13 protein-coding genes are annotated in these 14,138 nt (G+C 63.2%); 4 read left to right on the top strand and 9 right to left on the bottom strand.

The window, feature by feature from the left end; all coding sequences use genetic code 11:
* Positions 1 to 571 precede the first annotated feature (571 nt).
* The 3 genes from FBX97_RS29350 to FBX97_RS29340 are packed head-to-tail and all read left to right on the top strand — an operon-like array spanning position 572 to position 4,320.
* Positions 572 to 2,713: a sigma-54-dependent Fis family transcriptional regulator gene (locus tag FBX97_RS29350; protein ID WP_141839526.1), complete on the top strand. Its 2,142-nt coding sequence runs from the start codon at positions 572 to 574 to the stop codon at positions 2,711 to 2,713.
* Positions 2,714 to 2,722: 9 nt separating this feature from the next.
* Positions 2,723 to 3,304, top strand: a complete 582-nt coding sequence (locus FBX97_RS29345) for a cytochrome b (protein ID WP_141839524.1) — start codon at positions 2,723 to 2,725, stop codon at positions 3,302 to 3,304.
* Entirely contained in the window at positions 3,301 to 4,320 is a 1,020-nt protein-coding gene (locus FBX97_RS29340) for a beta-propeller fold lactonase family protein (RefSeq protein WP_255517685.1), read from the top strand. The genes FBX97_RS29345 and FBX97_RS29340 overlap by 4 nt, the downstream gene beginning before the upstream one ends.
* Positions 4,321 to 4,337: 17 nt before the next feature.
* Here FBX97_RS29340 and FBX97_RS29335 read toward each other — a convergent pair whose 3' ends face one another.
* From FBX97_RS29335 to FBX97_RS29295, 9 genes are all read right to left on the bottom strand, one after another.
* On the bottom strand, positions 4,338 to 5,498 hold the full coding sequence (locus tag FBX97_RS29335; protein ID WP_141839522.1) for an ATP-grasp domain-containing protein: 1,161 nt from the start codon (positions 5,496 to 5,498) through the stop codon (positions 4,338 to 4,340).
* A gap of 48 nt (positions 5,499 to 5,546) precedes the next feature.
* Entirely contained in the window at positions 5,547 to 6,395 is an 849-nt protein-coding gene (locus FBX97_RS29330) for a hypothetical protein (protein ID WP_141839520.1), read from the bottom strand.
* 11 nt (positions 6,396 to 6,406) lie between these two features.
* A complete protein-coding gene (locus FBX97_RS29325) occupies positions 6,407 to 7,348 on the bottom strand; it encodes a quinoprotein dehydrogenase-associated putative ABC transporter substrate-binding protein (protein WP_141839518.1) in 942 nt (313 codons plus the stop codon).
* On the bottom strand, positions 7,345 to 7,752 hold the full coding sequence (locus FBX97_RS29320; RefSeq protein WP_141839516.1) for a c-type cytochrome: 408 nt from the start codon (positions 7,750 to 7,752) through the stop codon (positions 7,345 to 7,347). The genes FBX97_RS29325 and FBX97_RS29320 overlap by 4 nt, the downstream gene beginning before the upstream one ends.
* An 86-nt stretch (positions 7,753 to 7,838) precedes the next feature.
* Complete coding sequence (locus tag FBX97_RS29315; RefSeq protein ID WP_141839514.1) at positions 7,839 to 9,644, bottom strand: methanol/ethanol family PQQ-dependent dehydrogenase; 1,806 nt, start codon at positions 9,642 to 9,644, stop codon at positions 7,839 to 7,841.
* Between the two features lie 54 nt (positions 9,645 to 9,698).
* Complete coding sequence (locus FBX97_RS29810) at positions 9,699 to 10,070, bottom strand: hypothetical protein (RefSeq protein WP_185748808.1); 372 nt, start codon at positions 10,068 to 10,070, stop codon at positions 9,699 to 9,701.
* Between the two features lie 30 nt (positions 10,071 to 10,100).
* The gene (gfa, locus tag FBX97_RS29305; protein ID WP_141839512.1) at positions 10,101 to 10,679 is read right to left on the bottom strand and encodes an S-(hydroxymethyl)glutathione synthase; all 579 of its coding nucleotides are present in this window, start codon (positions 10,677 to 10,679) and stop codon (positions 10,101 to 10,103) included.
* A 28-nt stretch (positions 10,680 to 10,707) separates the two neighbouring features.
* A complete protein-coding gene (locus FBX97_RS29300) occupies positions 10,708 to 11,814 on the bottom strand; it encodes an S-(hydroxymethyl)glutathione dehydrogenase/class III alcohol dehydrogenase (protein WP_141839510.1) in 1,107 nt (368 codons plus the stop codon).
* Positions 11,815 to 12,096: 282 nt separating this feature from the next.
* Positions 12,097 to 13,005 (bottom strand): LysR family transcriptional regulator, encoded by a 909-nt coding sequence (locus tag FBX97_RS29295; protein WP_141839508.1) that lies wholly within the window; start codon positions 13,003 to 13,005, stop codon positions 12,097 to 12,099.
* 100 nt (positions 13,006 to 13,105) lie between these two features.
* Here FBX97_RS29295 and FBX97_RS29290 point away from each other — a divergent pair, with 100 nt between their 5' ends.
* Positions 13,106 to 13,975, top strand: a complete 870-nt coding sequence (locus tag FBX97_RS29290; RefSeq protein ID WP_141839506.1) for an aldo/keto reductase family oxidoreductase — start codon at positions 13,106 to 13,108, stop codon at positions 13,973 to 13,975.
* The last annotated feature ends 163 nt before the right edge of the window (positions 13,976 to 14,138 follow it).

The raw sequence follows: 14,138 nt of genomic DNA, 5'->3' as shown, positions 1-14,138 counted from the left end.
GTGAACATTTGATAATTTAAGTAATCAGCTGAACTAGTCAGCCGGCACCTTCATCAAACGCCCACACTTATCGACTGTTAATTTTTAAAGAACTTTGTTCTGTACTGCCTTGCTGCGCTTGCGAATCGTTTTGTTCGTCAGCAGCAGAGAAGTGAGATTATGCAGTATTTCGCGCTTACCGTCAACTTCTTTTCGCTCGCTTGCAACATCCACTTCGACGTTGCAACTCGGCACTTTAATTCCCTTGGAAATCACATGTGCCGTGAAGCGGAGCCGCAGTATAGCAAACCGAAGCTATACAGCACAAGGATCGAAGTACTATGACCGTCCTGTTCATTAAGAGTTCCCTTCGATTCGGTCATATGTGATCTCGGTCTGATACCTAGCTAGTCGGACAGTAGCCGCAGGCTCCTTCGTTCAAAATACTTGCATTATTCAAAACCGAACGTAGTACTATGCTCTAGAGCAAAGATGTACAGACATCAGGCAGATGATTCTGGGCATCCGAAAACAGTCCATATAAATAGCAGCGGCGGTTTTCACGCCGTCAGCGAAGGACGGAGGAGACAGCATGCTGGAGATTGCCGTGGAACACGTTAAGCGTGTCCACTCGGTCGTCCATGGGCGGCTTGAGTCAAACTATGCATCGGGTCGCGCCGCGTATCCGGAACGCGAACAGAGTCCTTCCGGTGCAGTCAACCGGATTACCCAGTCCTGGATTCGATGTCTCAACGAATACAAACTGGACCCCGGGGCCTGCAACGATCCTGAGGTCGTTTCTCCTGCAGAATTGCGGACACGGCAGGAACGTCTCGCCGACCTGCAAGCAGTCGCCAAGGTCGAGATGGCGAACCTCTACCAGCAGCTGGCCGGTTCCGGTTACGCCATCATGCTGACCGACCGCGATGGCGTGCTGCTGAACTATTTCGGCGACCCGGCTTTTACCCATGCGGCTTCGAAAACCGGCCTGATGCCGGGTGCCTTGTGGAGCGAGCGTGTGCAAGGTACGAACGGCATGGGGACCTGCCTGTTCGAACGGCGGCCGCTGACGGTGCATCAGGACGAGCACTATCTGTCGCGCAATATCGGATTGTCGTGTGCCGCCGCTCCCATCTTCGACCATGAAGAGGAGCTCGTCGGCGTGCTCGATGCCTCCGGCGAATCCCACCTCGCGCAGCAACACACGCTGGCCCTGGTCAGCATGTCGGTGCAGATGATCGAGAACCGTGTGTTCCTGCAGCGGTTTCGCCACGAATACATCGTACGTTTCCACAACCGCCCGGAATTCGTCGGCACGCTGAGCGAGGGAGCGATTGCCCTCAGCGTCACCGGCAAGGTGCTGGCCGCCACGCGCTGTGCCCTGTTCCAGCTGGGCCTGCGCTCGCGCAGCGAGATCGTGGGCCGCGACATTGCGGAACTGTTCAACGTCACCTTTTGCGGCCTGATCGATTCCAGTGTCAGGAAAGCCTTCCATCCGGTACCGATCTTCGAGACCCGTAGCGGCGCACGTTTTTTTGCCGTGATGTACCAGCCGGTATCCGGCACGGGTTCAGTCGGCGGCGCCCGGCCGGCACCGCGTGATGGCGCAGATGCCGCTACGCTACCCCGGACCGTGCAACCTGCACAGACCCCGCCAACGGCACTCGACGCCTTGCATTTCGGCGATCCTTCGATGGCTGCCAGCATCGACACCGCCAGGCGCGTGCTCGAGCGCAAGGTCGCGATCCTGCTGTATGGAGAGACTGGCACCGGCAAGGAAATGTTCGCGCGGGCGACTCACCAGTCCAGCAGTCGCGCGGCACGGCCTTTCGTGGCAATCAATTGTGCGTCGATACCGGAAGCGCTGATCGAAAGCGAACTGTTCGGATACCGCTCGGGTGCATTTACCGGCGCCAGCAAGGATGGGCAGCGCGGCAAGCTGCTACAGGCCAATGGCGGCACCCTCTTCCTCGATGAAATCGGCGACATGCCGGTTGCGCTGCAGGCAAGGCTGCTGCGCGTGCTCGAGGAGCGCGAAGTCATGCCGCTCGGCAGCGAACATCCGGTCAAGCTCGACATCCACCTGATCAGCGCCACACACTGCAACCTGCAACGCAAGATCGATCAGGGCGAATTCCGCGAAGATCTGTATTACCGCCTGCAAGGCGTGACGATCACGCTGCCGCCGCTGCGCGACCGCACCGATCGCCGCGCTCTCATACGCCACCTTGCGGACGAGGAAAGCGATGTGGGCAGCCCGGTCGAACTCGACGAACGCTTGCTGGCCCTGCTCGACCGGCAGCGCTGGCCGGGCAATGTGCGGCAGTTGCGCCACCTGCTGCGTACCATGATCGCATTGCGCGAGACCGACTGCCTGACAGTGCACGACTTGCCTGCCGAATACCGTAGCGATCCGCTCATCGTTGCCCCACCGCCGTTTGGTGGCGCCGGCGTGCCACCTACGCCGGCAAACGCGCCGAAGCCCGCTCAGGCAGCGGACATCCCCGCGATACCAGTCGCTCCGCTTGGCCTCGTCCTCGACGACGAGGCGTCGTTCACGGAGAAACTGAATCCTCTCGAAAGCGCGGAACGGGCCGCGCTGATGCAGGAACTGACGCGGCGTGACTGGAACCTGAGCAGCGTGGCGCGCGAGCTGAACATCAGTCGCAACACCCTGTACCGCAAGCTGCAGCGGCTGCACATCAAGCCGCCCGAGAAATCGCTGTTTCATTGATGCCAGCCCATGCACGCACGCTACACCACGACCGCCATCGCCTTGCACTGGCTGATTGCACTGTTGTTGCTCGGCCAGTTCGCATTCGGCCTGCTGCTGGAAGACATCCCGCGCGGCACACCGGCGCGCGGGATGTACGTGAACCTGCACAAGAGCAGCGGCATCCTGATCGGCCTGTTGATCCTGGTGCGCATCGGCTGGCGGCTGACGCACAAACCACCGCCGTTGCCGGACACGATGCCGGCCTGGCAGCGCCGGGCGGCCAGGTTCAGCCACATCCTGCTGTACCTGTTAATGGTGACATTGCCGCTGTCCGGGTATCTGGCCTCGAATTTCAGCAGGCACGGCATCAAGTTCTTCAACCTGGTCCACTGGCAGCCCTGGGGACCGGACGACAAGGCCTGGTATGCGTTCTTCAACCAGGCCCATCACCTGTCCGCGCTATTGCTGGCCATCCTCGTCGGCCTGCACCTGCTCGCCGTGGCCAAGCACATGCTGGTCGACCGTGATGGCCTCTTGCTGCGCATGTGGCCGGTCCGTCCCGTCCGTACCACCCCTTCCCGTTCCGACTCACCCCTGGAGACTCGATGACCGCCCGCGCCCACCTTGTTACCGTCCCGGCTCCGCCGGCCATGGTCCGTGCCGTCGTCGCGCCCCTGCTCATGCTGCTGATCGCGCTGCTCGCCGCACCATGGGCCGCAGCACAAGTGAATACGAAGACCGGTGCGACCCTTGCTTACGTCCCCAACGAGGGATCGGCGACGATTTCGGTCATCGACACCCTGACCGACCAGGTGATCGCCGAACTGCCCGGCGGCAGCAAGCCGCGCGGCCTGGCCATCGGCGCCGACCGGCGCTGGCTGTACGTCAGCGACCAGCCCAACAATCGCCTGCAACTGGTCGATCTCAAGACACGTGCGCTGGGCAGCACGATCGCGCTCGGCGAATCGCCCGAAGGCGTCTCGATTTCGCCCGACGGACGCTGGGTTGTCGCGGCTGTCGAGGGCAAGAACGAGATCGCCGTGACCGATACCCGTAACAATGCCCTGACCTTTTCGATCAAGGTGCACGGCAAGAATCCCGAGCATGCGGTGTTCAGTCCGAACGGAAAACTGCTGTTCGTCAGTGCCGAGGAAGGCGAAGCCGTCGACATCATCGATTTCGGCGCGCGCAAGCAAGTCGCCCAGGTCGCGGTAGGCGCACGCCCGCGCGGTATCGGCTTCCTGCCCGACAGCAGCCGTGCTTATGTGGCCACCGAGAATGCGAATGAAGTGTTCGTCATCGACACCGTCCGTTTTGCGATCCTGGCCCGCATCAAGGCAGGCTTGCGCGCGAACGGCATTGCCGTGCATCCGAGCGGCCGCGAAGTCTATGTGTCGAACGGCGGCGATGCCAACGTCGCGGTGATCGATACCGCCAGCAACCAGGTGGTGGCCACGATCCCGGTCGGCCAGCGTCCATGGAACATGGCGCTGACACCCGACGGCAAGAAACTGTATGTCGCCAACGGCCGATCGAACAGCGTGTCGGTGATCGATACGGAAAATCATACCCGGCTGCGCGACGTCGCGGTCGGCAAACTGCCCTGGGGTGTGGTCATCAAATAGCGAGCTTGTGCCGGCGCTCAGGGCGTGCCGACATCGACGCTGACCGCGCGCCGCATGCCCACCGGCGCGCCCATCGCGGCCGTGCCATTCAGCAGATCGAGCACCAGTCCGGCCGGATTGCAGCCGGTCGACGCATGCAATCCGGCATAGGCGGCAGTCAGGCGCGGATTCACGTCGAGCACCATGGCGCCATGTGCGGTGAGTACAAAATCGACCCCGACGTAGCCCCACAGGGTGGGAATCGCCGCCGCCACTTGCTGGGCCAGGCGCGCCAGCATGCCGTCGCCATCGCTCAGGCCATTCACGACGCTGCCGAGGAAGTGAAAGCGATTGTCGCGCATCGCCATCCGTTCCTGGTTGCAGGCGAGTACCCGAGCGTTACCGTCGCAGCAGATCAGGGACAGACTGCCCAGTTTTCCAGCAACGAAGGGCTGCAGTACATAGCGGTCTGCGGCGTTGGCACGGATCCAAGCCAGCGCCGCAGCCCGGTCGCTGAACAGCCGGGTATCGAGACAACCGGCGCCATCATCGGGTTTGACCACCCACGGACCACTGTCGTGCGGCAAGGCCGCATGCGGGCTGTAGGTGGCGACGACAGCGACCCCACCTGCCGCCAGCACACGCGCCAGCTCGAGCTTGCTTGCCACGATCTCCACCGCGCCGGGCGCACTGCCCAGCAAGATACGCTTGCCGCGCAGAACAGCGCGTGACAGCTGCTCGAGCATGCCGTCCGACTCACTGGCCAGCGGCCATACCGCATCGGCCGCCTGCAAACCGGCGGCAAACTGGGCGCCGAACCGATGCGCTTCCGGCGACAAGGACCGCAGCTGTGGCGGCTGCGGCGGTACTTCCACCCCCGACGGCATCGCCGGCTGTGCATCGGGCGCTGCCGGGGACTGCACCCGCGCCGGTCCGCCGCCCACATGAGACGCTGCCGAGGCCGCCGTTATATCGACTACCCGCGCGACCACCGCCGCGTCCACCGCCGCCTCCGCCGCACTGGCTGCCAGGCCCGGGCTTGCCGTCGTCAGCACGTCGATACCGGACAAGGCGCCCAGGTCGGCCAGCAAGGCCTGGAACAGCATCTCGCCCTGGCGCCTGAGCGTTCCCGGCAGGCGCCGTGCCGGCGTGACGCCTGCTGCGATCGGGTCGAACACGAACACTTTCATGCGCGCCATCGCATGCCTCCAGCAGGTTCGAATGTCCAGGTGCCCCGGCCATGTCCGTCAGTGCCCCGGTTGCGTCACGCTGACAAGCGTGAGTGTCTCGTCAATCGCCGGCACCGGCTCGCCCGGCCGTGGCGCCGGCGCGGCGGCGCCCGGCGCAGCACCGGCTGCCGGTGCGCCCTTGGCCGGTGCTACGGAAGTCCCCGCGCTGGCCGGGCCGGTGGCAGCCACTGCCTTGCCTTTACCATTGTCGAGCGAACTGCGCACTTGATATATCCCACCCGGCACCTGTTCGCTCACGACAAAGACGTAGGTCTTGTGCACATAAGGCTCGAAGCGCGCATGCATCGGGTCGTTCAGGTAGGGCTGGATGCGCACTGCCTGCGCCGGCAAGGATTTGCCCTGGTAGCGGATCGACTGTGCGCTGACCTGCGCGCCCTCGGCCAGCGCCATCCGGATCCGCTTGCGGAAGTAGGCGGTCGAGCCGCCCGTCAAGCGCTTCATCTCGGCGATGTCCCGTTCGAGAAAGCCGAGCAGTACGGGGTTGCCATGCGCCTCTTCCAGCGCAGGAATGTCGTGCTTGTGCGCCCCCGAAAGGAAATGCAGGGTGGCGCTGGTCTTGCCCTTGCTGGCGGCCAGGTCGAGCTGCACCTTGTCGCTGAATCCCGGCTCGACGTTGCTCGCCTTGCTAAATTCATAGACCAGCACGGCCGGCGGCTTGATGCGCGCCAGGTGATCTGTCTCGAACAACAGGGTTTCAGCCGACGAGACGGCCTGGGCTCCAGCCTGGCCCGGCAGCAATGCGATGCACACGGCTGCAGCCAGCGTCCGGAACAAGGTGCCGGACCATGCGCCAGCCTGGCGGCCCGCGCACGCAAACGACAGCCAGCGCAGTAACGACGGGGGCATGGACGATGTCATCATGGTGTTCCCGCACGCTGGGACATGTGCAGCGCCTGCCCCTTCTGGTCGAGCAGCGGCACGCCATACTGTTCAAGGATAGCGTTGATCTTGCCTTGATTGGCACTGATCAATTGGTCGATGCGTTGGCGGAATGCCTTGTCCGCCTGCCGCACACCCATGGCGATCTCGAAGTCGAGCTTCATGCCAGGCCGCGACACCAGCGGTACCGCGACGATCGGTGCACTGCGCTTGTTGTGCGCCACGTAGCCGGCAATCGGCCCCCATACGAAGGCCAGGTCGATCTTGCCGCTGGCCAGGTCGCGTTCGATGGTCTGTCCGGGATATTCTTCGGCATCGCCCGACTGGATCTGGTACCACTCGACCTGCGACATGAGATCGTTCTTCAGCAGCCAATCGATCATCGGCGACGCACTGAACACCCCGAAGCGCAGCTTGCCGCGTTGCGCGGGATTCAATGCCAGCACACCGTCCAGGTCGCGTACGCCATCCAGGCCCTTGCCACGGTCTTTCACATACACCAGCGCATAGCTGGAGTGATAGTAAGGATGGGTGGTGGCAGCCATCTCGAAGCCGGCCGGCACGCCGGTCACCAGGTCGCATTTGAAGCGGTCCGAATTTTCCTCCTTGGCACGCAGGGTATTGCGGATGAACCCGATCCGTTGCGGGAACCAGGTCGTTTCCAGCTTCCAGCCCAATTCCTGGGCAAACAGGGCTGCAATCCGGTTTTCGAAGCCGGCCTGGGAGCGGCTCGAGAACGGCAGATTGTTGGGATCCTGGCAAACCCGCAGTACCTTGTCCTGGCCGGGCCCGGCCGTGTCTGGCGCCGGCGCGGCCGCAGGCTTGGCACCTGCCGGCTCGCTGGCCGCCTGCTGAGCGCCCGCAGGCAGCGCCAGCCAGCACAGCGCACCCAGCATGGCAACCGCGGCGCGCGACCTCATTTGCCCATCTCCTCCAGACGGCCGGGCTGGATCGCCCCATCCGACCGTCCCTTCAGATAGGCGTACAGGTTGTCGATGTTCTCGACCACCATCTTGCTGCCATCGAAATTGGGCATGCCCTTGTCGATCCGCCCTTTGAGGACGGTTTCCTTGAACTGGTCCTTGGTCAGCACCTTGAGGCTGTTGACCAGTGATGGGCCGACCATGCCTTCCTGGGCGGCGCCATGGCAGCGCTCGCATGCCAGCGCGCGCCAGGTGCGCCAGCCACTCAGGGTATGGGCATCCACCTTGTTGCCACCGCTGACCTGGTAGGGCGCCGCATCCGCGGCTTGGGCCACGACAGGGGTCAAACCGGGAACGACGAGAAAAGCGGCAGCCATGGCCACGGACAACGTAGCTTTCATACATGTACTCATATAAATTCCTTGGATAAGCCGGAGGCCTCGGCAATGACCAGCGTCATGCTAGTCATTGCCAGGTTGTGCATGGTTCAGCGATCAGGCAAGGCGAATACTGTCAGCACCCCGCCCAGCTCGGTGTACTTGGCGAGGTCCTTGTAGCCGCCGACGGCACCCAGACCTTCGGTGCCCTTGGTGAGGCCTGCCGCCAGGCCGATGCCAGCCCAGCCGCCGATTCCCGACAGCACGCCGACGTACTGCTTGCCCTTGTATTCCCAGGTCGTGACGTTGCCGATGATGCCGGACGGGGTCTTGAACTTCCACAGCTCCTTGCCGTTCAGGTCGACCGCCTTGAGGTAACCTTCCAGGGTGCCGTAGAACACCACGTCGCCCGCGGTGCTGAGCGCCCCGCTCCACACGGAAAACCGTTCCGGCTTCGACCACACCATCTTGCCGGTGCCGGCATCCCAGGCGATGAAGTTACCCATGCCGCCATGGCTGTTCGGGGCCGCATACATCGAGAGGGTCGAACCGACATAGGGCTGGCCGGCCGTGTATTCGATCTGGAACGGCTCGTAGTCCATGCAGACGTGGTTGGTCGGCACGTAGAACAGGCCGGTCTTGGGCGAGAAGCTCGCCGGCTGCTGGTCCTTGGTGCCGAGCGCCGACGGGCACACGCCCTTGGTGTTCACGTCCGGACCGTTCTTGTCGGTGCTGTATTTGGCGACGACTTGCGGCCGGCCGCTCTTCATGTCGATGTGGGTGGCCCAGTTCACGACCGGATCGTATTTTTCGGCCACCAGCAGCTCGCCGCTCACGCGGTCCATCGTGTAGGCAAAACCGTTGCGATCGAAGTGGACCAGCGCCTTGCGCGGTTGGCCCTTAACCTTGATATCGGCCAGGATCATTTCGTTGACGCCGTCGTAGTCCCATTCGTCATGCGGGGTCATCTGGTAGACCCACTTCGCCATGCCGGTATCGAGGTCGCGCGCGAAGATCGTCATCGACCATTTGTTGTCGCCCGGACGCTGGCGCGGGTTCCAGGTGCTCGGGTTGCCGGTGCCGTAGTACACCATGTTCAGTGCCGGATCGTAGCTGTACCAGCCCCAGGTGGTGCCACCGCCCAGTTTCCACTGGTCGCCCTGCCAGGTCTTGAGCGACGAGTTGGCGCCGATCGGTGCCATCTTGCCGTCGGTCCAGGTCATGGTTTTATTGGGATCGACGATCAGTTCATTGTCGGGGCCAGTGCTGTAGGCTTTCCACAGCACCTTGCCGGTATTGATGTCGTGCGCCGTGATGCGCCCGCGCACGCCGAATTCGCCGCCGCTGATGCCGGTCAGGATCTTGTCCTTGAAGACGTGCGGGGTATTGGTGGTCGTTTCGCCCAGCTTGGGATCGCCCACCTTGACCTTCCACAGTTCATTGCCGGTCTTGGCGTCCAGTGCCACCAGCGTGGTATCGGCTTGCTGCAGGAAGATCTTGCCGTTGGCGTAGGCCAGGCCGCGGTTCACGGTGTCGCAGCACATCACGGGAATCACGGTCGGGTCCTGCTTCGGCTCGTATTTCCAGCGGATGCTCTGGTCTTCCAGGGCGATCGCGAACACCTTGTTGGGGAACGGGCTGTGCAGGTACATCGTGTCGCCGATGACCAGCGGGCCGCCTTCGTGGCCGCGCAGCACGCCGGTGGAGAAGGTCCAGGCGACGGTGAGATTCTTGGCGTTCTTGCTGTTGATTTGCTTCAGTTCGCTGTAGCGGTGGTTGTCCATGCTGCCGGCCTGCATCGCCCAGTTCTTCGGGTCCTTGGTGAGCTTTGCGGTGTCCGAGTCGGCAGCGAATGCTGCGCCGGCGACGAATGCCAGGCCCCCGGCCAGACAGATGAGTCGCGATTGAAATGACATGATGACGTCTCCTCGTGGTTTTTTTCGGTGGTACAGCGTGGTGGGTTCAGCTCCTCAGCGTTGGGGCACGGCGCAGGCCTTGTTGGCACCGGCCTCGATCTCCTTGTACTTGCTGGCCATGTTCCTGACCGAGGCCTCGTCACGGAACTCGCCGCCGCGCTCGCCCGCCAGGCTCTGGTTGCGCAAGGCGACCGACATCGCCACGTAGTCGTCATAGCGCAGGGTCTTGGCGATGCGGTCGACGACGCATGAGCACTTGTAGAGGTACTCATATTTGCCGTCGTGCTTTTGCATGCACTCCAGCACGTACTCGACGCGTCCGCTGGTCGGGAAATCGTCAACCTGCACTGCCGGCGCGGCCGCCGGCGCAGTCGACAGGGGCAGCAGCAGCGTCGGCAGCAGCGGCAGCAGGCGGGATGGCTTCATTCCGGTCTCCGGTCATCGTTATCGTCAGGGTCAATCCTTGAGTACGCCCTTCTGCCGCGCGACATGGGTCGAGATCGCATCCATCAACGGCGGCGACAGCACGTCGTAGGGCGGCAAGCCGAGATCGTTCAGGCGGGCACGCACGGCGCCCATGTTCTCGGGCCGGGCGCCGGATTCGATGATGGATGAGACGAAGGCGGCGAACTCGGGCGGTGCCCAGCCGGTCTGCGGCGATAGCTCCGTATGCACGAAGTCGAAGCCGTAGAAGGCGTGCTGGTCGTTCTCGATGCGGCCGTACAGGTGGACGCCGCAGACTTCGCAGGCGTGGCGCTGGATGGTGGCGCTCGGATCGACCACTTTCAGCTTCTCGCCGTTGGCCGTCACCCTGACCTTGTCGCGTCCGACCACGGCCACCTGGGAAAACAGCGACCCATCCGGCTTCCAGCACTTGGTGCAGCCGCACACGTGGTTGTAGGCCACCTGCGCGCCGATCTCGACCGTGACCGGATCGGTGGCGCAATGGCAGGACAAGGTCCCGCCCTCGAAGCCCGGCTGTTCCGGCGCGATGCCGTTGTCGACAGCCGGGTGGATCTTGACTGCATCACTCATGATCGTTCTCCTTGTTGGTATTGACGGTTCAATACAGGACCACGGACCGGATCGACTGCCCGGCCTTCATCAGATCGAAGCCTTCATTGATGCGTTCGAGCGGCAAGGTGTGGGTGATCAGGTCGTCGATATTGATCTTGCCGTCCATGTACCAGTCGACGATTTTGGGCACGTCGGTGCGGCCGCGCGCGCCGCCGAAGGCCGAGCCCTTCCACTGGCGTCCCGTCACCAGCTGGAATGGACGCGTGGAGATTTCCTGGCCGGCCGCGGCGACCCCGATGATGAAGGACTGGCCCCAGCCCTTGTGACAGCACTCGAGGGCCTGGCGCATGATCTGCACGTTGCCGATGCATTCGAAGGAATAGTCGGCGCCGCCGTCGGTCAGCTGCACGATGTGGTCGACCAGGTTGCCGACCTCGTTCGGATTGACGAAATCGGTCATGCCGAACTTGCGCGCGATTTCCACGCGCCCCGGATTGATGTCGACCCCGATGATCTTGTCGGCGCCGACCATCTTCGCGCCCTGGATCACGTTCAGGCCGATGCCGCCGAGGCCGAACACGACGACGTTGGCGCCCGGCTCCACCCTGGCCGAAAACACGACGGCGCCGACCCCGGTGGTGACGCCGCAGCCGATATAGCAGGCCTTGTCGAACGGCGCATCCGCACGGATTTTCGCCAGCGCGATTTCCGGCACGACGATGTAATTGGAAAAGGTCGAGGTGCCCATGTAGTGGAACAGCGGGCGGCCTTCGAGGGAGAAGCGGCTGGTCGCGTCCGGCATCAGGCCGCGGCCCTGGGTGCTGCGGATCGCCTGGCACAGGTTGGTCTTGCGCGACAGGCAGAATTTGCATTGCCGGCATTCGGGGGTGTACAGCGGGATCACATGGTCGTCGCGCTGGACCGAAGTGACGCCGGGGCCGGTCTCGAGCACGACCCCGGCGCCTTCATGGCCCAGGATCGCGGGAAAGATTCCCTCAGGATCGGCGCCCGACAGCGTGTAGTAATCGGTGTGGCAGATGCCGGTCGCCTTGATTTCGACCAGCACCTCGCCGGCACGCGGTCCTTCCAGGTCGACCTCGGCAATCGACAGGGGTTCTCCGGCTTTCCAGGCAATGGCGGCGCGCGTTTTCATGGCTTCTCCAATATCAACGGTGAATCAGAACGTAAGACGACAGCCGGCGCTGCAGTGCGCAGGGCCGGCATCAGCATCGATGGGAGTGAAGACACTGCTGGATGGCACGGCTGCGTCATGTCGATCGTCCCCTGTGTTGGTCTTGTCATATAAGATCAGCAAGGGTTGTGCCAAGCGGACTGCCGGGTGGTATGCGGTCCAGCTGTTCAAAAACTGAACAGCGGTGATCCGTTAGCGGGACAGGGTGTGATGGAAGCGTGACAGCGGACAGCGCGGTAGGCGCTAGGCGGCGTCCGGATCAGTGCGGATGAAATCGACGAAGGCACGCAGCGGCGCCGGCACCAGGCGCCGCCCCGGGTAATACAGGTAGGGGCCGGAAAATTGCGGCCACCACGGTTCGAGCACCGGCTCGAGCAGGCCGCGGTCGATGTATGGACGCAGCCAGTCTTCGAACAGGTAGACGATGCCGAGTCCGGCGACAGCCGACTCGACCGCCAGGTCGATGGCGCCGCCGACCTGAACCAGCAAGGGGCCGGGCGGATCGATGGTCAGTGTCTCGCCGGCATGCTGGAACTGCCATTCGATCATGGCGCCGCTGGCAAAGCGTCCGCGCATGCAGGCGTGCCCCAGCAGGTCGCGTGGGTGTTGCGGACGGCCGCGCCGCTCCAGGTAGGCGGGCGATGCGGCGGCGGCCATGCGCTGCACGCGTGGGCCGATCGGCACTGCCACCATGTCCAGCTCGAGCCGTTCTTCATAGCGGATGCCGGCATCGCAGCCGGCGGCGAGCACGTCGACGAAGCTTTCCTCGGCGGTGACTTCGAGGCGGATCTCGGGATAGGCGGCGAGGAAGCGCGGCACGATCGACGGCAGGACCAGGCGGGCGGCGCTGACCGGCACGTTCAGGCGCAGCGTGCCGCTGGGTTTGTCGCGAAAACCGTTGACGACGTCCAGGGCACTTTCGACTTCGCTCAGGACAGGATCGAGGCGTGCGAGCAGGCTCTTACCGGCATCGGTGGGCACGACGCTGCGCGTGGTCCGGTTCAGCAGTCGTACGCCGAGCCGCGCTTCCAGGCGGCGGACGGCATCGCTCAGACCGGACGCGCTGGTATTGCTGGCGCGCGCGGCGTCGCGGAAGCCGCCGGCGCGGGCGACGGCAACAAAGGCTGACAGATCGCCGAGATCGATTTTCATTGTTCGTTTTTTCGTACAACCCATCCGGACTATAGCGGATTGTCCTCGGTGATGTCTCAACTTATCGTGGAGGCACCGTTCAAACAACAAGGAGAGTCACATGTCCAGTCTCAACCAGGCCGGCACTTATCAACTCGGCGACCGTCAGGTCGGGCGTCTCGGCTACGGCGCCATGCAACTGGCAGGGCCCGGTGTCTTCGGGCCGCCCAGGGATCCGGTCGCAGCACTTGCCGTCTTGCGTGAGGCCCTGGCCCTCGGTGTCGACCACATCGATACCTCGGATTTCTATGGGCCTCACGTTACCAATCAATTGATCCGGGAAGCCCTGCATCCCTATCCGCAGGCGCTGACCATCGTGACCAAGATCGGCGCTCGCCGCGATGCCCAGGCCAACTGGCTGCTGGCGGACACGGCCCAGGAGCTGGAACAGGCAGTCCACGACAACCTGCGCAATCTCGGTGTCGATGTACTGGACGTCGTCAATTTCCGGAGCATGATCGACGTGCATGGACCGGCCGAGGGTTCGCTCGAGGCGCCGCTCACGGCACTGGCCGAGCTGAAGGAACGTGGCCTGATCCGTCATGTCGGCATCAGCAACGTGACGATGACGCAGGTCGAGGAAGCGCGGCGCATCCTGCCGATTGCCTGCGTCCAGAACATGTACAACCTGGTGCATCGCGGCGACGATGCGATGATCGACGCATTGGCGCGCGATGGGATCGCATATGTGCCTTTCTTCCCGCTCGGTGGCTTTTCGCCGCTGCAGTCGGATGCCTTGTCGCAGGTGGCTGAAGAATGCGGCGCGACGCCGATGCAGGTGGCGATCGCCTGGCTGCTCCAACGTTCGCCGAATATCCTGCTGATTCCGGGCACGTCGTCGGTGACGCATCTGCGCGAAAACCTGGCGGCGGTCGATCTTCGCTTGACCGAAGACGCTTTGGCGGCGCTGGACAATATCCGGAAGGTATAAAGGCGAGAAGGTATAAAGCAAAAAACCCCACTCAGCTTGCTGAGTGGGGTTTTTTGCGGTACTACTTTTTACTGCTATTAATTAGCCTGACGATAACCTACTTTCACACTGGTTGCAGCACTATCATCGGCGCAAAGTCGTTTCACGGTCCTGTTCGGGATGG

Origin of the sequence: Herbaspirillum sp. SJZ107, assembly GCF_006715485.1 — a bacterium.
Classification (GTDB): domain Bacteria; phylum Pseudomonadota; class Gammaproteobacteria; order Burkholderiales; family Burkholderiaceae_D; genus Telluria.
The sequence above is the reverse complement of the archived record's forward strand: the minus strand, read 5'-3'. Positions and strand labels throughout refer to the sequence as shown.